The 24,157-nt window shown below is 70.6% G+C and carries 25 protein-coding genes, 1 other RNA gene and 1 pseudogene; 15 read left to right on the top strand and 12 right to left on the bottom strand.

Annotated features, from left to right (window positions below):
* Nucleotides 1-106: 106 nt before the first annotated feature.
* From rnpB to O7629_RS17675, 4 genes are all read left to right on the top strand, one after another.
* Nucleotides 107-525, top strand: an RNA gene (gene rnpB, locus O7629_RS17690) — RNase P RNA component class A.
* A 420-nt stretch (nucleotides 526-945) separates the two neighbouring features.
* On the top strand, nucleotides 946-1,464 hold the full coding sequence (locus O7629_RS17685; protein WP_278170443.1) for a hypothetical protein: 519 nt from the start codon (nucleotides 946-948) through the stop codon (nucleotides 1,462-1,464).
* Between the two features lie 142 nt (nucleotides 1,465-1,606).
* Nucleotides 1,607-2,011: a type II toxin-antitoxin system VapC family toxin gene (locus O7629_RS17680; protein WP_278170441.1), complete on the top strand. Its 405-nt coding sequence runs from the start codon at nucleotides 1,607-1,609 to the stop codon at nucleotides 2,009-2,011.
* A gap of 36 nt (nucleotides 2,012-2,047) precedes the next feature.
* Entirely contained in the window at nucleotides 2,048-2,530 is a 483-nt protein-coding gene (locus tag O7629_RS17675; RefSeq protein WP_347403676.1) for an NUDIX hydrolase, read from the top strand.
* Between the two features lie 43 nt (nucleotides 2,531-2,573).
* Here O7629_RS17675 and O7629_RS17670 read toward each other — a convergent pair whose 3' ends face one another.
* Entirely contained in the window at nucleotides 2,574-3,278 is a 705-nt protein-coding gene (locus O7629_RS17670) for a dienelactone hydrolase family protein (protein ID WP_278170440.1), read from the bottom strand.
* Nucleotides 3,279-3,465: 187 nt separating this feature from the next.
* Nucleotides 3,466-3,807, bottom strand: a pseudogene (locus O7629_RS17665) (DUF1801 domain-containing protein); the annotation flags it as partial.
* Nucleotides 3,808-3,940: 133 nt separating this feature from the next.
* Here O7629_RS17665 and O7629_RS17660 point away from each other — a divergent pair.
* A complete protein-coding gene (locus O7629_RS17660; RefSeq protein ID WP_347403675.1) occupies nucleotides 3,941-4,369 on the top strand; it encodes an NUDIX hydrolase in 429 nt (142 codons plus the stop codon).
* Between the two features lie 96 nt (nucleotides 4,370-4,465).
* On the opposite strand, the gene O7629_RS17655 is transcribed toward O7629_RS17660, so the two are convergent.
* On the bottom strand, nucleotides 4,466-5,266 hold the full coding sequence (locus tag O7629_RS17655; RefSeq protein WP_278170437.1) for an alpha/beta hydrolase: 801 nt from the start codon (nucleotides 5,264-5,266) through the stop codon (nucleotides 4,466-4,468).
* A 153-nt stretch (nucleotides 5,267-5,419) separates the two neighbouring features.
* Here O7629_RS17655 and O7629_RS17650 point away from each other — a divergent pair, with 153 nt between their 5' ends.
* Nucleotides 5,420-5,860, top strand: a complete 441-nt coding sequence (locus tag O7629_RS17650) for a GNAT family N-acetyltransferase (RefSeq protein ID WP_278170436.1) — start codon at nucleotides 5,420-5,422, stop codon at nucleotides 5,858-5,860.
* Here the strand turns inward: O7629_RS17650 and O7629_RS17645 are convergent.
* The 4 genes from O7629_RS17645 to O7629_RS17630 all read right to left on the bottom strand — a co-directional run bounded on the left by O7629_RS17645 (nucleotide 5,811) and on the right by O7629_RS17630 (nucleotide 7,976).
* Nucleotides 5,811-6,527, bottom strand: a complete 717-nt coding sequence (locus O7629_RS17645) for an HAD hydrolase-like protein (RefSeq protein ID WP_278170434.1) — start codon at nucleotides 6,525-6,527, stop codon at nucleotides 5,811-5,813. The genes O7629_RS17650 and O7629_RS17645 overlap by 50 nt on opposite strands.
* 84 nt (nucleotides 6,528-6,611) lie before the next feature.
* On the bottom strand, nucleotides 6,612-6,818 hold the full coding sequence (locus tag O7629_RS17640) for a DUF397 domain-containing protein (protein WP_278170433.1): 207 nt from the start codon (nucleotides 6,816-6,818) through the stop codon (nucleotides 6,612-6,614).
* Nucleotides 6,819-6,851: 33 nt separating this feature from the next.
* Entirely contained in the window at nucleotides 6,852-7,049 is a 198-nt protein-coding gene (locus O7629_RS17635; RefSeq protein WP_278170432.1) for a DUF397 domain-containing protein, read from the bottom strand.
* A gap of 18 nt (nucleotides 7,050-7,067) precedes the next feature.
* Complete coding sequence (locus O7629_RS17630) at nucleotides 7,068-7,976, bottom strand: helix-turn-helix transcriptional regulator (RefSeq protein WP_278170431.1); 909 nt, start codon at nucleotides 7,974-7,976, stop codon at nucleotides 7,068-7,070.
* Between the two features lie 377 nt (nucleotides 7,977-8,353).
* On the opposite strand from O7629_RS17630, the gene O7629_RS17625 reads away from it, so the two are divergent.
* Together O7629_RS17625 and O7629_RS17620 are read left to right on the top strand one after the other, a co-directional pair.
* Nucleotides 8,354-8,671 (top strand): DivIVA domain-containing protein, encoded by a 318-nt coding sequence (locus tag O7629_RS17625; protein WP_278170430.1) that lies wholly within the window; start codon nucleotides 8,354-8,356, stop codon nucleotides 8,669-8,671.
* Nucleotides 8,643-8,891: a hypothetical protein gene (locus O7629_RS17620; RefSeq protein WP_278170429.1), complete on the top strand. Its 249-nt coding sequence runs from the start codon at nucleotides 8,643-8,645 to the stop codon at nucleotides 8,889-8,891. Before O7629_RS17625 ends, O7629_RS17620 begins: the two co-directional genes overlap by 29 nt.
* 78 nt (nucleotides 8,892-8,969) lie before the next feature.
* Here the strand turns inward: O7629_RS17620 and O7629_RS17615 are convergent, their stop codons facing one another.
* Both O7629_RS17615 and O7629_RS17610 read right to left on the bottom strand, forming a co-directional pair.
* The gene (locus tag O7629_RS17615; protein WP_278170428.1) at nucleotides 8,970-10,376 is read right to left on the bottom strand and encodes a cellulose binding domain-containing protein; all 1,407 of its coding nucleotides are present in this window, start codon (nucleotides 10,374-10,376) and stop codon (nucleotides 8,970-8,972) included.
* 164 nt (nucleotides 10,377-10,540) lie between these two features.
* Entirely contained in the window at nucleotides 10,541-11,365 is an 825-nt protein-coding gene (locus O7629_RS17610) for a helix-turn-helix transcriptional regulator (protein ID WP_278170426.1), read from the bottom strand.
* Between the two features lie 132 nt (nucleotides 11,366-11,497).
* Between O7629_RS17610 and O7629_RS17605 the strand changes: the two genes are divergently transcribed.
* The gene (locus O7629_RS17605; RefSeq protein WP_278170425.1) at nucleotides 11,498-12,265 is read left to right on the top strand and encodes an Atu4866 domain-containing protein; all 768 of its coding nucleotides are present in this window, start codon (nucleotides 11,498-11,500) and stop codon (nucleotides 12,263-12,265) included.
* A gap of 46 nt (nucleotides 12,266-12,311) precedes the next feature.
* A complete protein-coding gene (locus tag O7629_RS17600) occupies nucleotides 12,312-13,652 on the top strand; it encodes an amidohydrolase family protein (protein ID WP_278170423.1) in 1,341 nt (446 codons plus the stop codon).
* An 18-nt stretch (nucleotides 13,653-13,670) separates the two neighbouring features.
* Here O7629_RS17600 and O7629_RS17595 read toward each other — a convergent pair whose 3' ends face one another.
* Nucleotides 13,671-14,288, bottom strand: a complete 618-nt coding sequence (locus O7629_RS17595; RefSeq protein WP_278170422.1) for a DUF4232 domain-containing protein — start codon at nucleotides 14,286-14,288, stop codon at nucleotides 13,671-13,673.
* Nucleotides 14,289-14,305: 17 nt separating this feature from the next.
* Complete coding sequence (locus tag O7629_RS17590; protein WP_278170421.1) at nucleotides 14,306-15,601, bottom strand: hypothetical protein; 1,296 nt, start codon at nucleotides 15,599-15,601, stop codon at nucleotides 14,306-14,308.
* A 137-nt stretch (nucleotides 15,602-15,738) separates the two neighbouring features.
* Here O7629_RS17590 and O7629_RS17585 point away from each other — a divergent pair, with 137 nt between their 5' ends.
* Nucleotides 15,739-16,233 carry a hypothetical protein gene (locus tag O7629_RS17585; protein WP_278170420.1) on the top strand — a complete coding sequence of 165 codons (495 nt, stop codon included), beginning with the start codon at nucleotides 15,739-15,741 and terminating at the stop codon, nucleotides 16,231-16,233.
* Between the two features lie 24 nt (nucleotides 16,234-16,257).
* Here the strand turns inward: O7629_RS17585 and O7629_RS17580 are convergent, their stop codons facing one another.
* Nucleotides 16,258-18,141, bottom strand: a complete 1,884-nt coding sequence (locus O7629_RS17580) for a heavy metal translocating P-type ATPase (RefSeq protein WP_278170419.1) — start codon at nucleotides 18,139-18,141, stop codon at nucleotides 16,258-16,260.
* A 319-nt stretch (nucleotides 18,142-18,460) separates the two neighbouring features.
* On the opposite strand from O7629_RS17580, the gene O7629_RS17575 reads away from it, so the two are divergent.
* The 4 genes from O7629_RS17575 (at nucleotide 18,461) to O7629_RS17560 (ending at nucleotide 24,157) form a co-directional block, all read left to right on the top strand.
* Nucleotides 18,461-20,878 carry a tetratricopeptide repeat protein gene (locus O7629_RS17575; protein WP_278170418.1) on the top strand — a complete coding sequence of 806 codons (2,418 nt, stop codon included), beginning with the start codon at nucleotides 18,461-18,463 and terminating at the stop codon, nucleotides 20,876-20,878.
* A gap of 129 nt (nucleotides 20,879-21,007) precedes the next feature.
* Nucleotides 21,008-21,907, top strand: a complete 900-nt coding sequence (locus O7629_RS17570; RefSeq protein ID WP_278170417.1) for a sugar ABC transporter permease — start codon at nucleotides 21,008-21,010, stop codon at nucleotides 21,905-21,907.
* Entirely contained in the window at nucleotides 21,904-22,797 is an 894-nt protein-coding gene (locus tag O7629_RS17565; protein WP_278170416.1) for a carbohydrate ABC transporter permease, read from the top strand. Before O7629_RS17570 ends, O7629_RS17565 begins: the two co-directional genes overlap by 4 nt.
* A 25-nt stretch (nucleotides 22,798-22,822) precedes the next feature.
* Nucleotides 22,823-24,157, top strand: a complete 1,335-nt coding sequence (locus O7629_RS17560) for an extracellular solute-binding protein (RefSeq protein ID WP_278170415.1) — start codon at nucleotides 22,823-22,825, stop codon at nucleotides 24,155-24,157.

Here is a 24,157-nt window from a genome sequence, read left to right as displayed (position 1 = left end):
ATCGACCATAATCCTTCTAGATCACTGTTCTAGGCTGGTCGTGGTGGCCTGCCGGGCCTGCGGGCGGGAATGATCGTGGGCTGCGTACGATTGATGCTCGGACGGACGAGTCGACCGGGCGGCCGCGTCAGCGGGGGATACGTCCCCTGCTGCCGAGGAACGTCCGGACTCCACAGGGCAGGGTGGTTGCTAACGGCAACCCGGGGTGACCCGCGGGACAGTGCCACAGAAAACAGACCGCCGGGCGGTGAAACGCCCGGTAAGGGTGAAACGGTGGGGTAAGAGCCCACCAGCATCCCGGGTGACCGGGATGGCTCGGTAAACCCCACCCGGAGCAAGGCCAAGAGGGCCGGTGTCGTGAGACGCCGACCTGCGCAGGCGTTCGAGGGCTGCCCGCCCGAGTCTGCGGGTAGGCCGCTGGAGCCTGCCGGCGACGGTAGGTCTAGATGGATGGCCGCCCCCGCTGCGCGACCCGGGTAACCGGCGCGTACGGGACAGAATCCGGCGTACAGGTCGACTCGTCCGTCCCATCACGGGGTGACCTGATAGCGGGCCAGCATCGACACGACGGTTTCGACGCGAGCGGTCAGAGCTTCGTCCGCCCGGTGGTGGAGCCGGACCGAGGTGATGGTGGCGCCGGGCTCGTTGGCAACGGCGTCCCAGTCCCAGTCGTCGGCCTCGTAGCCGACCAGGTCGGCGAGCGGCTCCGACTAGGGCACGGACATTCGTCGTCAGAACCGAGCCCTCGAAAGTCGCGAATGGGCTCGGCTCGTCGCTGGGGCTCATGCGGTGAGGGTAAGACGGGTCGGCGGTGTCGAAGCGCCATCAGCGAGTGGGCGCTGCGGTTGCCGTGCGAGGCGGCTGGGTATCGGTGGCCCGTGCAGGCAGATAGATCAGGACTGGCTGGTGCGACGTACCGGGCGGACCTTGACCGGATTCGCCGCGATGGAATCCGACGACTGTCCGCTGCTGCTGGGCTTTCCGTACCTCAAGCTCTACCGCAAGCAGTTGGTCAAACAGGCCGATCTGGTGCAGGCGATGCACCGGACCTCGCGTACGACCTGTTCGCCGAGGCCGCCCTGCACGACCTGGCGGATCTCGGCGATCGGACCATCGACGGGTCCCCTGACCGCCGACGAGGTGCGCTACGAGTCGCTCGACGCTGACCTGTCGGCCACCGTCGATCTTACCCATCAGGGCGATCCGGTACGGCTGACCGGACGCGAACCCCTCGTACGGCCGATGCCTGCCATGCCTGACCACGGCCCGGGACCGTCGTCGCTGCCCCGCCCACCGCAGCCACCAGCACTGACCGTGGCTGACACGTTCCTGGTCGACGGGGAGTACGAAGTCGATCACGGCAAGGAAGGTAGGCTTGGCGGAGCCTTGCCTGTGAAGGGAGCGCATCCGTGTCAAGCAATGCTGAGGACCTATCTGACTGGTCGCAGTCCGACCAGCACGTAACGGTGGAAGAGTTGGCGCGACAGCAGGGGGTTCGCCCACTTCGTTCAGCCGATGACTTGCTGCAGCCTGGCATGTTCGAATCTGACGAGGAGCTGGACGAGTTCCTCGCCGACCTTTACGCCTCACGGCGGGCAGGTCTTGCGTGAGCTTCATCGTCCTCGACACTGATGTTGCCTCTGCCAGTTTCCTGGGTCGGCTGCCGGCTACTTTCAGTGCTCGACTCGTCGCGAGTTCGGCCTGCATCAGCTTCGTGACGCTCGGCGAGCTGACCAAGTGGACCGCTATCCGTAGTTGGGGTCCGCGACGACGCGCGAGCCTGGAGACTTGGCGTCGGCGAATTCTTGTGCTCGGGTTTGACGAACGAGTCGCAACGACCTGGGGCCAACTTCAAGCCCACGCTCAGCTCCGTGGTCGTCCTCGGCCGGTCAACGACACCTGGATCGCCGCTTGCTGCCTGGTGCAAGGTCTTCCGCTCGCCACCTTCAACACGAAGGATTTTATCGACTTCGCCGAGTACGACGGACTCGAACTCGTTGACGTGTCGTAGCCGTTGTGAAACGTGGGGTGCCGTTAGCGTCCCCGGATGACTGCATCGGCGAACGACTACACCGCGACGTTGCCGCGCAAGCGGATGGGTTCGGGGGTGCTCTTCCGGGACCACATCGGACGGATCCTGATCGTCGAGCCTACGTACAAGGATTACTGGGAGCTGCCGGGCGGGGTGGTGGAGGCCGACGAGTCGCCGTACGACGCGTCGGTCCGCGAGCTGACGGAAGAACTCGGCCTGACCGTTGCTCCGGGCCGGCTGCTGGTCGTGGACTGGGTGCCGCCGCGCTCCGGTCGCGCCGAAGGCGTCATGTTCGTCTACGACGGCGGGGTCCTGGACACCGCGCGGACCGACGCGATCCGGCTGCCGCCGCAGGAGTTGCGCAGCTGGGCGTGGTCGACCCTGGCTCAGGCGCAGCAGCGGTTGTCACCGCTGCTGGCCCGGCGGGCCACCGCCGCCGCCGAGGCAGTCGAGGACGGCGGGACTCGCTATCTCGAGGACGGCAACCGGATCTGCTGAGCCCGAGCCGATCCGGACGGATGCCAGCTTCGATCAGTGCTGGTCAGTGCGGCATGAGGTGCCGGGTGAAGAACCGGACCGTGCTGTCCAGTTCGTATTCCGGGAGCCGGTCGGCGTGCCGGCCCGGGTTGGCGTGCAGCGTCTTCTCGGTCGAGCCGAACGCGTCGAACAGGGCCAGGCTCTGCTCCCGGGGCACCCGTTCGTCGTCCCACTGGATCAGGAACTCGACGGGCACGGCGATCCGTGCCGCAGCCTCCAGCGTGGCAGCGGCGCTGGCTCCGCCCAGTCCGAGGACCGCCGCGCGGACGCGCGGCTCGGCGGCGACGAACGGTACGCCGAGCCCGCAGCCCAGCGAGACTCCCCAGTAGCCGACCGGCCCGGCATCGAGATGGTCGAGGACGGCCCGCCACTCCGCAACGGTCTGCTCGGCGACCAGGGCGTGGAAGTCGGCGAGCAGCGCGGCCAGGTCACCTCCGGAGCTGACAGCGGACTGGATCTCGGTGGCGATGTCCTGGTAGCGCTCGTCGGTCGGGCGCTCGCCGTGGTTCGGCACGTCCACGCAGACGGCCGCGAATCCGCTGGACACGAAACGGTGGGCGCGGTGCAGGACGCCGGGAGCGGTCTTGTGCTGGCCGCCGCCGTGGCCGATGACGATCAGCGGCGGGCGGTCGGCTCCGCTGCCGGCTGAGGTCCAGAGCACAGCGGGTACGCCGTCGACGGCGAAGTGTTCTTCCTGGATGTTGTGCATGCGCGTACGCGCCTTTCGAGAGTCCCTTTGCGGGCGCTCCCTAGACCATGCGGGGGAGGGAGTCCCGACCTGTCACAGCGTTGATCGGACTCACCTCCTCGGGCAGCAGTCGTGCACGGCGCAGCGATCGTAGCGCAACCCACCCAGCTTTCGGTGCTCACTTGTCGGTCGAAGGCGTACCAGTAGGTCAGCTCATGGCCTTCTTGACGAGGGCGGCGATGGTCTCTGCGGCCTGCTCGCTGAGCTGGGCGACGGCGAAGGACGTCGGCCACAGGCCGCTGTCGTCGGCGAGGTTGGCCGCAGCGGTGAAGCCGAAGGTGGAGTACGGCTCCTTGTCCGCGTGTCCGCTGCGGAAGAAGCACACGACCTTGCCCTTCCTCGCGTACGCCGGCTGGCCGTACCAGAGCTTCGGGGACAGGTCGGGGGCGTTGGTGGTGACGATGGCGTGGACGCGTTCGGCCAGTGCGCGGTCCGACGGTTCCATCTGGGCGATCTTCGACAGCACGTCGAGCTCCTCGGTGGCTGCCTTGCCACCACGACGGTAGCCGTGCCGCAGCGGCCGGTGCTTCTCGATTCCTGATCGGTACAGGTGGCCCGCCGCCACGAGCCCTGACCGGCGGAAGCTTCCGACAACTGGACATTCGGGCGGTTAACCTCCGGTGGTGAGCTCCCCGCCTGACGATTACACAGCGACGTTGCCGCGCAAGCGGATGGGCTCGGCCGTGCTGCTGCGGGACCGTGACGGACGAATCCTGCTCGTCGAGCCGACGTACAAGGACTACTGGGAACTACCAGGTTGGGCGGTGGAGGCCGACGAGTCGCCGTACGACGCGGCGGTCCGTGAGCTAACCGAAGAACTCGGCTTGGCGGTTACTCCCGGACGGCTGCTGGTAGTCGACTGGGTGCCGCCTCGCGCCGGCCGCACCGAAGGAGTGATGTTCGTGTACGACGGCGGCATCCTTGACGCGTCGCAGGCCGACGCGATCCGGCTTCCGCCGCAGGAGTTGCGCAGCTGGGCGTGGTCGACCCTGCCGCAGGCGCAGCAGCGGCTGTCGCCGCTGCTGGCCCGGCGGGCCGCTGCCGCTGTGTAAGCAGCGACGGACAGCGGGACTGTCTACCTTGAGGGCGGGAATCAGGTGGGGGGACCGTAGGGCGCGCGGAGCCAGATCGGTGATCGCTCGGTGGTGTCAGGAACTGATTGCGGTGCCAGGGCTACCCAGGTGCCGGGCGAAGAACCGGATCGAGCTCTCGATTTCGAACGACGGGACTCGAAAGTGGCTGCCGGGGTTGGCGTGCAATGTCTTCTCTGCGGAGCCGAGGGCGTCGTACAGCTTCAGGACGGAGTCCCGTGGATTGCCTTCGTCGTCCCACTGCAGCAGGAACTCGACCGGGATCGTGATCCGCGCTGCGATGCCGGTGAGCCACTCGCTTCCAACGAGGCCGAGGACCGCAGCCGTGATCCGAGGCTCGGCCGCGACCAGGCGGATACCCATCTCACCGGCCTCGGACAGACCGTAGTACCCGACGGGCTGGCTGTCGCCGACGGAGTCCAGGTTCTGCAGCGCGTCCAGAGTGGTCCGCCAGTCGGGTATGAGCTGCGCCGCCACGGTTTCGTTCAGGGCGGGCCACGCCGGGCCGAAGGGCTCGCCTGCGGCCTCCCGTTCCTCGATGAGCGCGACAAGCCGCCGGATCTCCGGGTGCTCCGGCCTGTCACCGGTACCCGGCGCGTCGATCGCGGCGACCGCGAAGCCACCGGAGGTGACGTAGGGAAAGGCTCTGGAGACGACCTCCCACCCCTTCTTGTGCTGGCCGCCGCCGTGCCCGATCAAGACCAACGGACGGGGACCGGAGCCCTCAGCAGGCGTCCAGAGCACCCCGGGGATGTCCCCGACGCTGAAGAGCTGCTCGCGGATGCCGTCACCGACGGTTTCCGAGGTGATGCGCATGGCAGGGATTACACCGGAATTCCCGCCGACGCGGCGAGGCAATTACCCGATGCGGACGCGGTCGGCAACGACGACGTAGGCCGGCAAGTCCGCTGCCGGACCCGACGGTACTCATCAGAGTGTGGTGACCCTGGCTGACTTGTCGTACTCGCTGGACCGCCTCGCGTGGCGTGTCCGGTCGATAGAGTCGCGAGTATGAGCGTCGAGATCGAGGCCGTACGAGTCGCCACCGACGAGGTCGTGAAAGCGTTCGGCCGGCTCCTCCCGCAGCTGTCCCGTTCCGCCAAGCCACTCGATCTGACGGCGTTGAACGAGCTGGTGGCGTCGGACGCAAGCACTTTGCTGATCGCTCGCTGCGAGGGCGAGATCGTCGGCGCGTTGACCCTGGTGATGTTCCCGATCCCGACCGGTAGGCGGGCGTGGATCGAGGATGTGGTGGTCGACGAGTCGGCGCGCGGCCTCGGGGTCGGGGCGGCGCTGACCCAGGAGGCCGTCAGGCTGGCTCGGGAGGCTGGCGCTCGGACCGTTGACCTGACGTCCCGCCCGTCTCGTGCTGCCGCGAACCGGCTCTACGAACGACTCGGCTTCAGTCTCCGTGACTCGCGGGTCTACCGCCTTGCACCCGGCGACCGGTGAGGGCGGTGACGACTTCGGCCATGCTGCCGATGATGGCGTCTGATTCGCTGAGTCTGTGGTATTTGCGGGGTTTGTTGGCGTAGCCGATGGTGGGTACGCCGACCGCCTGGGCGGCCTCGATGTCGGTAGGTGAGTCGCCAATGAGCACGCAGTCCTCGGGGTGGGCGTGCAGTTCGCAGATGGCGGCGAGCACCGGTGCCGGGTTCGGTTTCATTCCGGCTGGGCCGGCGTACGGGCGGCCGATGACGGGGTGGATGTAGCCGGCGAGACGGCGCGCGATCAGGTACCGGTTGACGGCGCCGGCGCTGTTGTTGGAGACGATCGCGATGCCGCGCTGGGCGCGGTGGGCGGTCACGATGACTTCCCGGGCGTACGGGGTGGGGTCGGCGACGGCGACGGCGTCCAACTCGGCAGCGCGCAGGGCGTCGTCGACTTGGCGCACGATGGCGAGCCGGTCAAGGGTGGCACTCCAGCGCAGCACGGCGAGCGGGTCGGGTTCATCGAGCAGATCGGGCGGGACGGTGACGCCCTGGTCGACGAGCAGGCGGCGCAGGGTGGCGGCGACCTGGGGCGCGGGGTGGTTGGCGAAGACCTTGCAGACGGGTCCGTCGAAGTCGAGCAGCAGGAACCGGGCGCGGCCGATGACGGCGGCGAGTTCAGCGGTCATGAGGCGTGCTCGCGGGCGATCGCGGTCCGCTTCCGAAGCGGTTGGCGTGACCGCGCCCGCACTCGCAACGCGGTCACGGATCCGCTACCGCTGGCGCGTCTGCGCCCCGAGCGACGCGGTGAAGGACGTCCACGCCGCAGAGGAGAAGGCGAGCAGGGGACCGGAACGGTCCTTGCTGTCGCGTACGGCGACGACGGCGGGCAGGTTGTCGGCGACTTCGACGCAGTTACCGTTGCCGCCGGAGTAGCTGCTGGTACGCCAGGTGGCGTCGGTCAGGTCGGTGTCTCGCATTCGCGGTGCCTCTTTGGAGTGGGGGAGGAGCGGTTACGCGGAGAGCTGGGACGACTTGAGCGCGGTGGTGAAGGTGGTCCAGGCGGAGGGGGCGAAGGTCAGCGCCGGGCCGGTCGGGTCCTTGCTGTCGCGGGTGGCGACGACTCCCGGCAGGTTGCGGGCGACCTCGACGCACTGGCTGTTGGCGTTGCTGCGGCTGCTTTTGATCCACATGGCGCGGGTGAGATCCATCGCGCCCCTCCTTCTGGTCTACGCCAAGTCCTTGGCGATCGCGGCGATCAGGTCCCGGGACTTCCTGGCACTGAGCGCTGCCGTCTGCAGGTGGGTGTAGGTAAGGGTAACCCGGTTCATGTCCTCGGGACGTTCCAGATACACGTCGCCGGCCTGGCTCTCGATGTACGCGACCGGGCTGTGCACGGTCTCGTCGAAGTCCAGGATCGAGAACGATCCGCTGGTGCCGGGATGCCAGCCCTCGCTGAACGGCAGCACCTGCAGCATGACGTTCGGTCGGGTGCTTACCTCGGTCAGGTGGTCGAGCTGGCGACGCATCACCGCGTCGCCACCGGGCCGCCGGTGCAGCACAGCCTCGTCAACAATGGCCCAGAACTTCAGCGGCGGGTCCTCGGCGAGGCACGCTTGCCGCGCCATCCGTAGCTCGACCCGCCGGTCCACCTCGCCGGGATCGTCCGGCCACGCCGTGGAGGCGACGGCTCGGGCGTACTCCTCGGTCTGGAGCAGGCCGGGGACGATGGCCAGCTCGAAGTTGCGCACCTCGCGGGCGGCGCTTTCGAGGCCGACGTACATGCTGTAGTTCATCGGGATGGTGCCGTACTTGGACCACCAGCCGCGCTGCTTGCCCTGCTTCTGCAGGTCGAAGATGGTGGTGCGGCGATCTTCGTCGGTGACGCCGTAGCGGTCGAGCATGACGATCAGGTCGCCACGGCCGACGCCGACGTCACCAGCCTCGATCTTGTAGATCTTCGATTCGCTGCAGGCGAGCACCTCGGCGATGGCGATCTGGGTGATGCCGGCCGCCTCGCGGGCGGCCTTGAGCTGCCTGCCGAGCTGCCATCGGGCGATCGTGGGTCCGCTTGCTCTTGACATGTAGACCTCCTCCGGATCCTCTTCGGACCTGCCGATAGGCAGTCTTCCCTTCATTCCCGCAACTTTCAAGACCTGACTCCATCCAGTCGGCCATCTGGAGAAAACTTACACTGAAGTCTTGTAGCCGTACGACAGAGATGTCAATCTGTCTCTGGCTGCGAGAGTCGGGCCGGCAGACCCGAAGTCGGCGTACCGCCTCGTCGCCTCGCACATCCCCACCCACCTGGGCGCCGGCCGGCGTCGCGGCAAGGCGGCCGGCCGGCGCCCCGACCGAAGAGGGGGTAGGTCCTCGTGGAAGTCGGTGCGTTAGTCGGCGCGGTCCTGCTGGGATTCCTGGCTGGACTGTTCGCCTTCAAGGTGAAAGTCAGATGGTGTCCCTGGTGCGGCCGGACGACCTGGCCCGGACCGCCGCCACCGGAGGGAGAAGCACTGTGACCAAGTCATTCGGCCGGCACCGGCCGCCGGTGGTCAGCGTCAACGGCGAGACGTACGAGGGGGACGCCGCGCCGGTCCCGCTGACCGCCGAGCAGGTGGCCCGGGTGCGCTTCCGTACCCGCTGGCGGGGCCTCGACCCACGGCACGTCGCGGCGTACGTCGCCCAGGTCGCCGCCGAGCTACGCCGCCGCGACCAGAGCATCGCCCAACTCGTCGACGAGTTGTCGCTGCTCAAGCAGTCGCTGCGGGACTGGCAGAGCGATCAGGCTCGGCTGCCGTACGTCGGTGAACTCGACATCGACCCCGGCACCTGAGCCGGGTGACGTGCTGGCGATCGGGGCCGCCGCCAGCGTCCAGTTCGCTGGTGACCGGGGCTTCCGCTTCCGGATCACCGCCGTCGACAAACGCTGGACCTACGCCGATTGGGTGTGGCTCACCGGCTACGTGCTCGACCGCGACGGCACGGCCGTCGAACGGCGGGAGATCTTCGTGCAGCGGGACGGACTGCGCCTACTCTACCGGCGGCAGCGGTGAGCGCCGGTCCGGGGCGACGACGCCCAGTTGTTGTCGTCGCCCCGGACCGTTCAGTCGCCCCCGGACCGTTCAGTGGGATCAGGGACTGGTGCAGGTCAACGACGACGGCGTCGACGGCGATCCGGAGCCGAGGAAGCCGAAGGTCGCGGTGCCGGCGGCCGGCAGTGACCCGTTGTACGACACGTTGCGTACCGAGACGCTGGAGCCGCTGGTGCTCAGGGTGCCGTTCCAGATCTGGGTGATGCTCTGGCCGCTGCCGAGGCTCCACCCGACGGTCCAGCCGTTGATCGCCGAGTTGCCGGCCCGGACGGTCACCTCACCCTGGAAACCACCCGGCCACGACCCGATGGTCTGGTAGGTGGCCGTGCAGGCACCCGACGGCGGGGCCGTCGTGGGCGGCGCGGTCGTGGGCGGTGCGGTGGTCGGGGGAGCGGTGGTGGGCGGTGCGGTGGTCGGGGGAGCGGTGGTGGGCGGTGCCGTGGTCGGGGGAGCGGTGGTGGGCGGTGCCGTGGTCGGCGGTGCGGTCGACGGGGACGGGGACGGGAGGCCCGGCGGGACGAGCGGGCAGGTGTTGCGGTACTGCAGTACCCCGGAGGAGTCCATCAGTGGGCAGAGGAACTGGGTGTACCGCAGGTCGTTGTCGAGGAAGATCTTGACCCAGGGGATCATCGTGCGCATCAGCAGCGTGTTCGGCCGGGTCGGGAAGCTGTGGTCCAGCCCGGCGGCCTCGATGTACGCACCTTCGGTCGTCGACGGCAGCCCGTTGTAGAGGTTGCTGACCGACGACGGGGTGGTCACCGTGTCGTTTTGTCCGGAGTAGAGCAACGCCGGAACCTGCATGTTGGTCAGGTTCTGCGAAGGCGAGAACGGCGTGAAGCCGACCGCGGCCTTCAGCGCTGGCCGCCGCAGCGCCGCGCTGAACGCGCCGCCGCCGCCCATCGAGTGACCCGCGACGGCGAGCCGGTTCGGGTCGACCCGGCTGCGCACCGAGCTCTGCCCGGTGAGGTAGTCCAGCGCGGCCAGCAGTTGGGTGCCCCGGGCGGTGTCGAAGTCGTTGCGGTCGTTGGTCTCGATGCCGATGACGACGAAGCCCTGCGAGGCGAGCCGGGGCCCCATCCAGGCGAGTTCGACGGAGAACAGCGCGGTGTAGCCGGGGGAGATGGCGATCGCGCCGAAGGTGCCCTGGCTGGTGTCGGTCGGGTAGTAGATCATGCCGCCGTTGAAGCCGTACCCGGGCGGGACGCTGACCTGCGCGGTGGCGAACGGTCCGTTCGGAGCGGCGACGCTCGCGGGGGTCGGGTCCGGACCCCGCTGGTACGGGTTGTCCGCCGCGACCGCCGCCGGACCGGCTGCCACGATCCCGACAGCCAGCCCGAGAGTGGCCGCCGCTGCCGTGGCGAGCAGCTTGAGTGGGCGTCGTCGGGCCGGCCGCCGGCCGGGACGGGAGTCCGCGGGTGGTGGATGTGTCGTCGCAGTTCCTGGCATCGGGTGTCTCCTTGCCCGTCGTGGGGTGGGCCATCGAACCGATGGTCATCGATGTTATCGATCACATTACCCACCCTGCGGGCTGGCCATCAATTGATGTCCAGGAACGACATTTGCCAGTACGGGTTACCGCCGTCGGTAAAGTGGCACATGTCGCCGGCCGGTCAGGACAGCCAGTTGCTCACGGCCAGGGTGCCGAGCAGTCGCAACGCCTCGGCGCTGCGACCATCCGATGCGCGGTAGACAATCAGCTGCTGGCCAGCGGCACCCCGCACGTCGAACGCGTGGTACGTCAACGTCAACTCGCCGACCCTGCCGTGTCGGAACGTCTTCGCCTCGTGGGTCTTGCCCCGTACGTCGTTGCGCTGCCACAGCCGGCGGAACTCCGGGCTGGCTGCGCTCACCTCCTCGACCAGCTCGTGCACCCGCCGGTCGTGTGGATCGTGACCGAGCGCGAGCCGCAGATTCGCCACGCACGCCTGCGCGGCACGTTGCCAGTCGACGAAGAAGGTGGCACCGGCCGGGTCGAGGAACGTCATCCGGACGATGTTGTCCGGCTCGGTGAAATCGGCGTAGAACGCGTCGGCCAGCGCGTTGCCGGCCAGCAGGTCGAGGCGGCGGTCGATCACGATCGCCGGGGTGTCCGGCCAGGCGTCGAGCAGCTCCCGCAGCGCCGGGTCGACCCGGGGGCGGGCCGGCGTCGGGGTCGACCCGGGGGCGACATCGGCCAGCCGGAACAGATGTTCCCGGGCGTCGGCGTCCAGGTCGAGGGCGCTGGCCACGGCATCCAGCACTGACGCCGACGGGTGGCGTTCCCGGCCCTGCTCCAGCCGGGTGTAGTAGTCGACGCTCACCCCGGCCAGCACCGCGACCTCTTCGCGGCGCAGCCCGGCGACCCGCCGGGTGCCGCTGGACGTCAGCCCGACGTTGCCCGGTGTGAGCCGGGCCCGGCGGGCGACGAGGAACGCCCCGAGTGCGGTGGAGGGCATGCCGCCCACGGTAGCCAGCACCGGCGCCGGCCAACCAGGGTGCGCCACACCCTGGTAACGGCCGGCCTGGTTGGCCGGAACCGCCGCGCCGATGGTGGAGGGGACCCAGCAGAACGACTACTGGAGGTTCTCGTGACCACCCGCACACTCGACGAGGCAGTCCTCGCGGAGATCACCGCCGACACCGCAGGTGGGGACACCACAACAGATCATCGTCGGCCGCTGATGTTCGTCGACGCCACCGTCCACACCCTGGACCCGGTGATCGGCGACTTCGCCACCGCCGACCTGCTGCTCGGCGGCGACGTGATCGTCGCAGTCGGCCCCGGCCTGCGCACTGCGGCAGAGGACGACGGGGCAATCGTCGTCGACTGCACCGGTCTGACCATCGTGCCGGCGGTCGTCGACGGCGTCGCTGTCGCCGGCCTGCGTACCGGCCCCGCCGACCGGGTCGGCACCCTGACCCCCGGCAATCCCGCCACCTTCGCCGTGATCGCCGGTGCAGGCGCCGATGACTCCGCCGTGGAGATGGTCATCTGGCGGCCGGAGCAGGCCGCCGCGATCGTCGTCGACGGCGAGATCGCCCTGTTCAACGGCCGCCGACTGACGCCGGGAACGGTCGACGAGACCACCCCGACCGGCTCCGACGACGGCAGCCCCCGGGTCGTCGACAGCCCGTACCTCGGCATGTGGATCGACGAGACCGGCTTCATCCACCAGGAACTCACCGCCGACGGCCGCTACGACGAGACGCGCGGCGGTCGGCCGCACGCGTACCAGGGGTCGTTCTGGATCCACGGCGACCGGATCGTCTACCGCGACGACCTGGGTTTCTGGGCGTACGGCCGGTTCAGCGACGACGTGCTGCACCACGCCGGCTACGTGTTCCACCGCAGGTGAACCCGACAGAGAGCCAGTGAACCTCGACGAAGAGTAGGAGAAGAAGATGAAGACGCTGTTCAGCGGAGGCGCGGTCGTCACCATGGACCCGACGATCGGCGACCTCGACTCCGGCGACGTGCTGGTCCGCGACGACCGGATCGTCGCCGTCGGCCCGGACCTGCGGTCGCACCCGGACGCGGCCGGCGCGACCGTCGTCGACACCACCGGTGGCATCGTCTGCCCCGGCTTCGTCGACACCCACCGGCACGCCTGGCAGGCGCAGCTGCGCCGAGGCATCCCGGACGTCAACGACCTCGGCGAGTACGTGATGTCGACGCTGGCCGGCGTCGCACCCGCGTACACCCCGCACGACATGTACGTCGGCACCCGGCTCGCCGCACTCACCGCCCTCGACGCCGGCATCACCACGATGCTCGACTTCTCGCACAACTCCCGCTCGGCGGCGCACTCCGACGCAGCGGTGCAGGCCCTGATCGACACCGGGATCCGGGGCGTGCACGCCTCGATGGGTCCGCACTTTGGCGACTGGGACAAGCAGTGGCCCGCCGACCTGGTCCGGCTGCGGGAGACGTTCCACGGCGCCAACGACGGCCTGGTGACCGTACGGTTGGCGGCGCTGGCCACCGACGAGATCGCCGGACCGGCGCTGGCCTACGGGCCGGAGCTGGCGGCGCTCGCCCGCGATCTCGGCATCGGCGTCAGCGTCGACGCCGTGTTCGGCGAGTCGTCGTCGGCGGCCATCGAGAGCTGGACGACCGCCGGCCTGCTCGGCCCGGACGTGACCCTGATCCACGCCACCGGGCTCACCGGGCAGGCATGGAAGGTGATCGGCGACACCGGGACCACCGTGGCGCTGGCACCCACCTCCGAGGCGCAGATCGGGCTGGAGACGGCGGTGCCGGCGATCGACGAGGCGCTCGCCGTCGGCGTGCGACCCGGGCTCAGCATCGACGTCGAAGTGGCGCTGGCCAGCGACATGTTCACCCAGATGCGGGCGCTGCACGCGATCCAACGGATGCGCGCGGTGCACGCCACCTACGGCACGGATCACCCGGTGGGGCAGCGGATCACCACCCGCGACGTGCTGGACTTCGCCACCGCGCAGGGCGCGCGGACCAACGGGCTCGGCGACGTCACCGGCTCACTCAGCCCCGGCAAGCAGGCGGACCTGCTGGTGGTCCGGGCCGACGAGGTCAACACGATGCCGCTCAACGACGCGGTCGGCACGCTGGTGCTCGGTGCCGACGCCCGCAACATCGACACGGTCGTGGTCGGGGGCCGGATCCGTAAAGCGGCCGGGAGGCTGGTCGACGTCGACGTCGACGAACTGCGCCGTACGGTGACCGCCTCCCGTGAGTCGATCCGCGCAAGCGTCGACGGGTAGCGGGGACCTGAACCCGGTCTACCAGGCGACGACGCCCTGGGTGGACGGCTGGATCGAGCCGATCTGCACGTCGGCGATCGGCAGCTCGCCGACTGCCTCTTCGCCGTCCAGGCCGACGGTCCGGGCGACCACCGTCGTGCTGTCACCGGGCGCGCCGACCCGGACCGTGGTCGCCACCGCGCAGTCGGTCGACGCCGGGTCGCAGGCGGCCCACTTGACTCCGGCGAACGCGGACTCGCCCGGATCCAGGTCAGTGGCGACCGGCGGCCCCGGCTGCTCCACCTGTCGCTGCGCCACGTCGACTGGGCTGCGGTCGGCGCGCTCGAAGGCCAGTGTCACCCAACCGTCGAGCTGACACGGTGCCGCTGAGTCGTTGGTCAGCGCCAGCATCGCTACGCCGGCCTGCTGAAAGATCACGTCGACAGCCAGGTCGGTACTGGCACAGGCGGCCGTACCGCCATCGCCTGGGGCGTCGGATCCGTCGCCCGTCGGGTCGGCAGCGGTGGTCGGCGCTGCGCTGGCGGTCGGCGACGTGTCGGTGGTCGGCTCCGCGTCGGGTGCGGAGTCACCGCAGGCGGCGAGGGTCAGCGCGGCGGGGATCAGACAGGCCACGGCGGCGGTACGGGCAACACGCATGGAGGGCTCATTCCTGCTCACATGTCCGGGTAGCACCACGATGCCATGTGTGCCAGGTCCTTCGCTCCGCCGGTGGACACCCGCTCCGGCGCGGGCCGGTCGTCGACAGGCGCAGCGATGTCGCGGGCGATCCGGCGTACCCCGGTGGTGGCGTCCAACCGCGACGCCCACATCTGCCAGCGGTCCGACCCACGGCCGCGCAACCGCCGGTCGACCGTGGCGTCCACATCGGCGGCGGTCGGCTGGGCAGCGAACACCCCGTCGAGATACTCGACCAGGCCGTAGCGGCGCCCGCCGCGGTCGTCCACCCGATGGCAGTAGGCCAGCACCCAGGCGTCCTCTCGGCAGCGTACGGCGTACAGGTCGCCGGCGCGGGCCTCGCCGCGCAGCGCCACCGGCAGCGGTGCCGACCGGGCACCACGCCGCGCTGACACCGGCTTCGCCGACGCTGAGGTCGGCGTCGGCGGCCGGTCGGCTGGCCGGGGGAGGTGCCCGAACAGTCGCCGCACCAGCGACTCGGTCACCCCGTCGGCGGCCCGCCAGAACGACAGCGGCGCGTCCACCTCGACCCGGGTGCTCGGGCGCCGGTCCCGCTCGCTGGCCGTGGTGAACGCGGTCAGCATCCCCGGATGGTCCGCCGTCTGCAGGACGCCGACGAAGGCGAGGTCCTCCAACAGCGACCGGTACGTCCACTTGTCGGCTCCGGGTAGCAGCCCGGCGGCCCGGAGCGCCTGCACCGCCCCGCCGGCCCGAGTGGTCGGCGGCAGCGACCGGATCACGTCGAGGATCTCGTGCAGCACCCACACGTCGTACGGCTGCGGTGCCGGCAGCGGCGGGGTCGCCGACTCCAGCGCCAGCAGGTAGCCGCAGACGTCGCCGGGCAGCGGTGACCCGGACCTGGACCGCTGCCACCAGGCGAGCGTGGTGTCGAGGGTCGTCTCGGCGGTCAGGAAGCAGACGTCGCAGCATCGGTCGCCGATCTGACCCGGATGCGCCGGCATGGTGGTGCCGAGCGCCCACGCCGGCAGCACCGCCCGCCAGCTGCGCGACGCGCTACCCAGCCCGGCGACGAAGGCGTCGGCGGCGACCCGTTCCGGTACGGCGGCAGCGAGCCGGCGCAGTCCGGAGACCGCGTCGTCGTGCTCGAACCGGCGGAAGGTGTTCGGGGCGAATCCGTGCGCGGCGAGTGCGGCCAGGTCGGTGGCGGGGATCGTCGACGGTACGCGGTGCACGTGTCGCCCGGCACTGTCGAAGTGGCTGTTCGCGGCGGCGTACACCCTGCCCAGCAACCCGATGATCTCGCCTTGGTCCACGCGCCCCGAGGCTACCGCCGCCCCGCCACCGACCGATCGCCCAAAGTGGTGCACAAGTGCACCGCCCCCGGGTATGTTGTAGGCACGGCATACCCGGGATGCGTAGTGCGACGATGACCACACACACCTTTACTCTCGTGCTCGATCGAAGTCCGACAAACGACGAGGTCGATGCCCTGTTCGCCGCCGGATGTGACGACGCGGCCTTTGGTGTCGAGGGCGGACTCCCCGTCGCGGAGTTCGACCGGCAGGGGGACACCATCGCGGACGCGATCGCGACAGCGGTCCGAGCCGTCGAGTCGGTCGGCCTCACCGCGCTGCGGCTGATCGACCAGGACCTGGTGACGCTGGCGGACATCGCGCAGCGAGTTGGCCAGAGCCGGGAGTCGATCCGTCGGTACGTCACCGGTGAGCGTGGTCCCGGTGGTTTCCCGCCGCCGGTCAATCCGGCCCGCGACGGCGCGCTGTTCTACCGGTGGAGCGAGGTCGTCCCCTGGGTCAGCCGGCACCTCGGAATCAGTGTGCCGCAGGTCGACCCGTCGCTCGTCGTGGCCAACCTGGTGCTGCAGGCTCGGCAACACCGTGGCCAGGTGCCGCACATGGCGGCGCTGTCGGACCTGTTGGCGGCCTGAACCAGGGTCACTGCCCGACCTGGGTCACGGCGTGCCGGGTGACGACGTGGCGGGTCGGCGGCGGCCGGGGCGCAGGGCGCGCAGCGCGTTGAGGATCACCGCGACGTCGATGCCCTCCTGAGTGAACGCGCCGGCCACCGGCGGCAGCAGGCCGAACGCGGCGACCGCCATCGCCACCACCGCCAGGCCCATGCCGACCGAGGCGCTCTGCACCGCGATCCGCCGGGACCGGTGAGCGATGTCGACCGCGTCGGCGAGCCGGTCCAGCCGGTCGCCGGTGAGTACCGCGTCGGCGACCCCGGCCGCGGCGCTGGTTCCGGTGCCGCCGACTGCCACGCCCACGTGGGCGGCGGCCAACGCCGGGGCGTCGTTCACCCCGTCGCCGACCATCACCGTCACCGCGCGGGCCGACTCGTCGCGTACCCGGGCGGTCTTCTCCTGTGGTGGGCAGCGCGCCACGATGTCGTCCACCTCGACCTGCGCGGCGACCCGCTCGGCCACCTCCCGCCGGTCGCCGGTCAGCATGACCAGCCGGGTGAACCCGGCCTGCCGCAGCCGCCGCACCGTGCCGGCGGCGTCGGGCCGCACCGGGTCGCGCAGCAGGATCGCCCCGGCGGGGACGCCGTCCACGCCGACCCACACCGCCGACAGCCCGTCGGCTTCGGCCCGGTCCCGGACCCGGACCGCCCAGTCCGGCAGCGGCCCGTCCGGCTGGCCGACCCGCACCGTACGGCCGTCGACCCGGCCACGGACACCCCGGCCGGGATCCTCGGTGACCTCGGCCGGGGCGGTCAACCGCAGGCCCCGGTCGCCGGCGGCCCGGACCACCGCGCCAGCCAGTACGTGCGGGGAGAGCTGTTCCACCGAGGCGGCCAGCCGCAGCAGTTCGGTCGGGTCGGCTCCGTCGCCGGTGACCACGTCGGCGGTCTCCGGCCGACCCGTGGTCAACGTCCCGGTCTTGTCGACCAGCAGGGTACGGGCGTGGCCGAGCTGCTCCAGCGCACCGCCGTCGCGGACCAGCACGCCGCGGCGTGCGGCGCGGGACAGCCCGGCGACGATGGCGACCGGGGTGGCCAGCAGCAACGGGCAGGGGGTGGCGACGACCAGCACGGCGACCGCGCGGACGAACTCGCCGGAGACGATCCAGCCGGCTCCGGCCAGCACCAGGGTGAACGGGACGAACGCGGCGGCGTACCGGTCGGCCAGGCGTACCGTCGGTGCCTTGCCGGCACCGGCCTCGGCGGCCAGCCGGACGATCCCGGCGTACGTGCTGCCCTGCGCGGTCTCGACGGCACGCAGCCCCACCGCCGCCCCGGCGTTGACCACCCCGCTGGCGACGCGCTCCCCGGCGGCCCGCTCCACCGGCCGTGACTCACCGGTCACCACCGACTCGTCGAGGGTGGCCGGCTCCTCGACGACGCCGTCGACCGGCACCACGTCGCCGGGGCCGACGACCAGCCGGTCCCCGGCGACGACCTCACCCACGTCGACGGCGGCGACGGTGCCGTCGGCGGCCCGCCGCCGGGCGGTACGCGGTGCGTGTGCGACGAGCGCCTGCAGGTCCCGGCTGGCTCGCCGCTGCGCGTACGTCTCCAGGGTGTGCCCGCTGGCCAGCATCAGCGCCACCACCGCGCCGGCCAGGTACTCGGCGGCCAGCAGCGCGCCGACCAGGGCGAGTACGGCGATGACGTCGACGCCGATCCGTCGCCGGCGCAGCGACTGACCCATCCAGCGCAGCGCCGGCAGCAGCGCCGCGACCGTGGCGACCGCCCACACCCCGTCGGCGACGGAGCCGGCACCGGCGAGGCGCAGCACGCCGCCGGCCAGCACCACGGCGGTCAGCGCCGCCAGCGGCGCCCAGGTCCGCCAGCGCGGCGACCGGCGTCCGGCGGTCGGCTCGTCGTTCACCAGGACAGTCTGCCGGCCGGCGGACCCTGCGGTGGGCGGTACGCCGGGAACGAACACGCGGGTGACCGGGGTCCCGTCCGGTCACCCGCCGCCTGACCGTAGTGCGTCTTCGCTACCCGCGAACCCGCGTGGACCAGTACATCGGCCGGCATCCTCTCTGTCCGGTGTGCATTTGGTGCGTGTCCAGGGTGCGGTGTCGACCGGAGTCGGGACAGTGATCACGATCATCTCCGTACATCGGCGTACATCGACTAACATCCGCTGTGGAGCGGTTCGTCGCACGGCGGGTCGCCACAGTGACGTCTGACCGGTGAAGGTCGTGAGAGTCGCGATGGTGCACGGAGTGGACACGCGGCCGCCCGACCGGCTGGTGCGCGACGCCGCCGGGGCGCGGACAGTGGACGACCTTGCCGCGTTGCTGAGGGCGCTGCGGCGGCGGCACGCCCGCCGCGAGGGTCAGCGGGTGCTGTCCTACCGGGTGCTGGCCACCCGCGCCGGCTGGTCGCACACGGCGGTGGCGGAGTACCTCACCGGTAAGACGCTGCCGCCGACGGACCGGTTCGACGTGCTGGTCGGGTTGCTCGGCGCCAGTCCGGTCGAGCGTGGTGTGCTGGCCAGCGCCCGGGACCGGGTCGACGAGCAGCGTCGCGTCACCGTGCCGACGGACCCGGCGGTCGGGCCCGTCGACCAGGTCGTCCGGGCGGTGCCCCGGCAGCTGCCACCGGCGCTCGGGCACTTCAGCGGCCGCCGTACCGAGTTGGCGCAGCTCGCCCGGCTCGCGCCGGCCACCGACCCGGCGCGGCAGATCACCCCGGCCGGTACGGTCCGGATCGTGGCGGTCAGCGGCACCGCCGGGGTCGGCAAGACGACCCTCGTCGTGCAATGGGCGCACCAGGTCGCCGACCGGTTCCCCGACGGACAGCTCTACCTGAACCTGCGCGGTTTCGACCCGGACGGTTCGGTGACCGAGCCGGCCACCGCGCTGCGGCTGCTGCTCGACGCGCTCGGCGTACCGCCGGTCCAGGTGCCGACCGACCTGGACGCTCAGGCCGCGCTGTACCGCACCACATTGGCCAGTCGTCGGCTGCTGATCGTGCTGGACAACGCCCGCGACAGTGGTCACGTACGGATGCTGCTGCCCAGCTCGCCGCAGTGCCTGGTGGTGGTGACCAGCCGGAACCAGCTCACCGGGCTGGTCGCCGCGCACGGCGCCCAGCCGTTGACCCTCGACCTGCTGCACCCGGCGGACGCGGCGGAACTGCTGCGGCGGCGGGTCGGCCAGCGGCGGTGCGCCGCCGAGCCGGCAGCGGTGGACGAGATCGTCGCCCGGTGCGTCGGCCTGCCGTTGGCGTTGGCGGTGGTCGCGGCGCGTGCCGTCATCGCGCCGCAGATGCCGTTGATGGCGCTCGCCACCGAGCTGCGGGTCGCCCGGCACCGCCTCGACGCGCTGGCGCCGGACGATCCGCAGCTCGGGGTACGCGCCGTCTTCTCCTGGTCCTACCAGGCGCTGAGCCCGTCGGCGGCGCAGCTGTTCCGGCTGCTCGGTGTCCACCCCGGTCCTACCGTGTCGGCCCCGGCGGCGGCGAGTCTCGCCGGTCTGCCGGTGGCGCGGGTACGGCCGCTGCTCGCCGAGCTGGTCCGGGCGAACCTGTTGAACGCGTACCCCGGTGGGCGGCACGGTCTGCACGACCTGCTGCGGGTCTACGCTGCGGAACGGGCCCGGGAGCTGGAGACCGGGTCGGCGCTTGACGCCGCTCTGCGCCGGTTGGTCGACCACTATGTCCGCAGCGCGTATCAGGCCGACCAGACCTTGCAGCCGAACCCGGCGCCGACGGTGCCCGGTCCGGCCCGCCCCGGTGTCGTCGCCGAACTGCCGATGGACAGCCAGGCGGCGCTGACCTGGTTCGCCGCCGAGCACACCGTGCTGGAGGCGGTGTTCGACGCGGCCGTCGCCGCCGGGCTGAGGGCTGAAGCGCTGCATCTCACTCAGGTGACGTACACCTATCTGGACCGACGCGGGCACTGGTCGGCGTTGACCGTCATGCAGCGGTCCGCCTTGCAGTTGGCCCGGCAGGTCGGTGATGTCGCCGCGGCGGCGGTGGCGCATCGCCACCTCGCCCGTGCGTACACCCGGACCAGCCGGTACGCCGAGGCCGAGGGGCATCTCGGTGCCGCGTTGAAGCTGGAGCAGGGCCGAGGCGACCTGGCACGGCAGGGGCTCACCCACCTGAACCTGTCGTTGCTGCGAGAGAGGCAGGAGCGTCATCGCGAGGCGTTGGCGCACGGGCGGACGGCGTACGAGCTCTACGCGGCGGCCGGTGACCGACGGGGGGAGGGCAAGGCGCTCAACGTGGTCGGCTGGCAGCACGCCCAGCTCGGCGAGTACGCCGAGACGCTGGACTGGTGCGGTCGGGCGTTGCGCCTGCTGCGCGAGCTCGGGGACGGGCCCGGGCAGGCGACCACCTGGCACAGCCTGGGGTACGCGTACCAGCATCTCGGTGATCCGGACGAGGCCGCGGTCTGTTACCAGGAGGCGCTGGAGCTGTTCCGTCGGCTCGGTGACCGGCATCTGGAGGCGCTGGTGTTGAGCAGCCTGGGTGAGGTCGGGCACGACACCGGGGATCTGGCGGCGGCCGAGGCGTGCTGGGGCGCGGCGGTGCGCATCCTGGACAGTCTGCGGCATCCGGACGCCGAACCGGTCCGCGCCCAACTGAACGGGTTGACCGGCCGGGGTTGACGCGGGGCCGGGCCGGTGCAAACATCGGGACCCCGATGTTTGCGCAAACATCACCTGGCTGCGGTCGATGTTTGCGCAAACATCGACTTCGCCGCTCCGCGGCCCCTCAGCTACCGAAGGTTGGGCGTGATGACCACTCCGCAGGCGCGACCTCGCCGGCTGCCGCGCCGGCGCTCGCTGGCCGGCTGGCAGTTCGTCGCGCCGTTCATGCTGGTCTTCGCGCTCGTCTTCATCGCGCCGATCGGCTACGCGATCCACCTCAGCCTCTACCGACGGCAGCTGATCGGCGGCAACTCCTTCGTCGGGCTGGACAACTACCAGCGGGCGCTGACCGACCCGCAGTTCTGGTCGGCGCTCGGCCGGGTGGCCGTCTTCCTCGCCGTCCAGGTGCCGATCATGCTGTTCCTCGCGCTGCTGGTGGCGCTGGCCATCGACAGCGGTCGGCTGTACGGCAGGAGCTTCTTCCGGGTCGCGATCTTCCTGCCGTACGCGGTCCCGGCCGTCGTCGCCACGCTGATGTGGGGCTTCATGTACGGCACCCGGTTCGGGCTGGTCGGCAACATCAACGACGCGCTCGGCGTGACGCTGCCCGACCCGCTGCACCCCGACCTGGTGCTGCTGTCCATCGGCAACATCGTCACCTGGGAGTTCGTCGGCTACAACATGGTCATCTTCTATTCGGCGCTGCGCGTGGTGCCGACGTCGCTGTACGAGGCGGCCGAGGTCGACGGTGCCGGTCAGCTGCGGGTCATCCGCGCCATCAAACTGCCGGCCATCCGGGGCGCGCTGGTCATCGCCACCATCTTCTCCATCATCGGCAGCTTCCAGCTGTTCAACGAACCGAGCATCCTGCAGCACCTGGCACCCAACGCGATCACCACCTACTTCACCCCCAACCTGTACGCGTACTCGCTGTCGTTCTCGGGGCAGCAGTACAACTACTCGGCCACCGTCGCCATCGTGATGGGCCTGGTGACCATGGCGATCGCGTACCTCGTCCAGCTGCGCGGTATCCGGGAGGGACGATGACGCCGGCCCTCACCCGGGTGCGTCGGCCCGCCACCACCCGGGTGCGTCGGCCCGGCCGCAGTCTGACCCTGACCGCGCTGACCGGGATCGTCCTCGTCTACAGCCTCGTCCCGCTGATCTGGCTGCTGGTCAACGCCACCAAGTCGCAGCCGGGCCTGTTCTCCTCGTTCGGGCTGTGGTTCGCCGACGACTTCGCGCTGTGGGACAACGTCGTCGAGACGCTGCGCTACGACGACGGGATCTTCCTGCGCTGGCTGGGCAACACCCTGCTGTACGTGCTCGCCGGTGCCGGCGGTGCCACCCTGCTCGCCACCCTCGGCGGGTACGGCCTGGCCAAGTTCGACTTCGTCGGCCGCTGGGCGGTCTTCGCGATCGTCATCGGCGCGGTCGCCGTGCCCGGCACGGCGCTGGCCGTGCCGACCTTTTTGATGTTCAGCCGTCTCGGGCTGACCAACACGCCATGGGCGGTGATCGTCCCGTCGCTGATCACACCGTTCGGGCTCTATCTGATGTGGGTGTTCGCCGCCGAGGCGATCCCCGACGAACTGCTGGAGGCGGCGCGGTGCGACGGGGCGAGCGAACTGCGCACCCTGTTCCAGATCTGTCTGCCGCTGCTGGCTCCCGGCATCGTCACGGTGCTGCTGTTCAGCATGGTCGCCACCTGGAACAACTACTTCCTGCCGCTGATCATGCTGAAGGACCCGGACTGGTACCCGCTGACCCTCGGCCTGGACGCCTGGAACGCCCAGGCCGCCACCGCCGGCGGCCAGCCGGTGTTCCACCTGGTCATCACCGGGTCGCTGCTGACCATCCTGCCGCTGCTGGCGGCCTTCCTGCTCCTGCAGCGCTACTGGCAGTCGGGGCTGGCCGCCGGCGGCGTCAAGGAGTGACCACCCATCACCGAAGGGACACCCCATGAACGGCACCACTGTGCGGGCGGTCGCGGTCGCCGCGGCGGCCACCCTGGCGCTAACCGGCTGCGGCTCCGGCGACGACCCGACCGACTCCGCCGGTGACGAGCAGGTCTCCGCCGCCGACGTGCAGGCCGCCCTGGAGGCCGGCGGCGAGTTGACCGTCTGGGCCTGGGAACCGACCCTCGCCGAGGTCGTCACCGGCTTCCAGGCCGCCTACCCGAACGTCACGGTGGAACTGGTCAACGCCGGCACCGGCGACGACCAGTACACCGCCCTGCAGAACGCGATCGCCGCCGGTGACGGGCTGCCCGACGTCGCCCAGATCGAGTACTACGCGCTGCCGCAGTTCGCCCTCGCCGGGTCGGTCACCGACCTCACCGGTTACGGGGCCGGCGACCTGGCCGACACCTTCACCCCCGGACCCTGGTCGTCGGTGAACACCGGCGGCGGCGTCCACGGCCTGCCGATGGACTCCGGCCCGATGGCGCTGTTCTACAACCAGGAGGTCTTCGACGAGCACGGCATCGACGTGCCGGCCACCTGGGACGAGTACGTCGACGCCGCCCGTGAACTGCACCGGGCCGACCCGCAGGTGTACATCACCAACGACGTCGGCGACGCCGGCTTCACCACCAGCCTGATCTGGCAGTCCGGCGGTCAGCCGTTCCAGGTCGACGGCACCGAGGTGCGCATCGACTTCACCGACGACGGCTCGGCCCGGTTCGCCGACACCTGGGAGCAGCTGATCAGTGAGGACCTGCTCGCCCCGGTCAGCTCGTGGAGCGACCAGTGGTACCAGGGGCTGGCCGACGGGACCATCGCCAGCCTCGCCACCGGCGCCTGGATGCCGGCCAACCTGATCTCCGGCGTCGCCGACGGTGCCGGCAAGTGGCGGGTCGCCCCGCTGCCGCAGTGGGACGCCGGTGGCACCGCCAGCGCCGAGAACGGCGGCAGCTCACTGGCCGTCCCGTCGGCGGCGGCGAACAAGGCCCTCGCGTACGGGTTCATCGAGTACGCCAACGCCGGCGACGGGGTGCAGATCCGGGTCGACGGCGGCGCCTTCCCGGCCACCACCGCGCAGCTGCAGTCGCCGGAGTTCCTCGGCGCCGAGTTCGCGTACTTCGGCGGGCAGCAGGCCAACGAGATCTTCGCCGAGTCGGCCGGCAACGTCGTCGACGGCTGGTCCTACCTGCCGTTCCAGGTGTACGCCAACAGTGTGTTCAACGACACCGTCGGTCAGGCGTACGTGTCGGACACCCCGCTGACCGACGCGCTGAACGCCTGGCGGGACACCTGCGTCAGCTACGGCACCGACCAGGGCTTCACCGTCAGCTGA

The sequence above is a fragment of the Solwaraspora sp. WMMD792 genome, from assembly GCF_029626105.1.
Taxonomy (GTDB): Bacteria; Actinomycetota; Actinomycetes; order Mycobacteriales; family Micromonosporaceae; genus Micromonospora_E.
This window is presented reverse-complemented; position numbering and strand designations above follow the sequence as displayed.

Bases quoted from the DNA above. Each gene is read 5' to 3' on its own strand.
- O7629_RS17650 (WP_278170436.1), top strand. From the start codon at position 5,420: ATGAGCGTCGAGATCGAGGCCGTACGAGTCGCCACCGACGAGGTCGTG.
- O7629_RS17630 (WP_278170431.1), bottom strand. From the start codon at position 7,976: ATGAAGGGAAGACTGCCTATCGGCAGGTCCGAAGAGGATCCGGAGGAG.
- O7629_RS17670 (WP_278170440.1), bottom strand. From the start codon at position 3,278: ATGCACAACATCCAGGAAGAACACTTCGCCGTCGACGGCGTACCCGCT.
- O7629_RS17635 (WP_278170432.1), bottom strand. From the start codon at position 7,049: ATGGATCTCACCCGCGCCATGTGGATCAAAAGCAGCCGCAGCAACGCC.
- O7629_RS17675 (WP_347403676.1), top strand. From the start codon at position 2,048: ATGACTGCATCGGCGAACGACTACACCGCGACGTTGCCGCGCAAGCGG.
- O7629_RS17570 (WP_278170417.1), top strand. From the start codon at position 21,008: ATGACCACTCCGCAGGCGCGACCTCGCCGGCTGCCGCGCCGGCGCTCG.
- O7629_RS17615 (WP_278170428.1), bottom strand. From the start codon at position 10,376: ATGCCAGGAACTGCGACGACACATCCACCACCCGCGGACTCCCGTCCC.
- O7629_RS17565 (WP_278170416.1), top strand. From the start codon at position 21,904: ATGACGCCGGCCCTCACCCGGGTGCGTCGGCCCGCCACCACCCGGGTG.
- O7629_RS17685 (WP_278170443.1), top strand. From the start codon at position 946: ATGGAATCCGACGACTGTCCGCTGCTGCTGGGCTTTCCGTACCTCAAG.
- O7629_RS17645 (WP_278170434.1), bottom strand. From the start codon at position 6,527: ATGACCGCTGAACTCGCCGCCGTCATCGGCCGCGCCCGGTTCCTGCTG.
- O7629_RS17595 (WP_278170422.1), bottom strand. From the start codon at position 14,288: ATGCGTGTTGCCCGTACCGCCGCCGTGGCCTGTCTGATCCCCGCCGCG.
- O7629_RS17610 (WP_278170426.1), bottom strand. From the start codon at position 11,365: ATGCCCTCCACCGCACTCGGGGCGTTCCTCGTCGCCCGCCGGGCCCGG.
- O7629_RS17600 (WP_278170423.1), top strand. From the start codon at position 12,312: ATGAAGACGCTGTTCAGCGGAGGCGCGGTCGTCACCATGGACCCGACG.
- O7629_RS17640 (WP_278170433.1), bottom strand. From the start codon at position 6,818: ATGCGAGACACCGACCTGACCGACGCCACCTGGCGTACCAGCAGCTAC.
- O7629_RS17560 (WP_278170415.1), top strand. From the start codon at position 22,823: ATGAACGGCACCACTGTGCGGGCGGTCGCGGTCGCCGCGGCGGCCACC.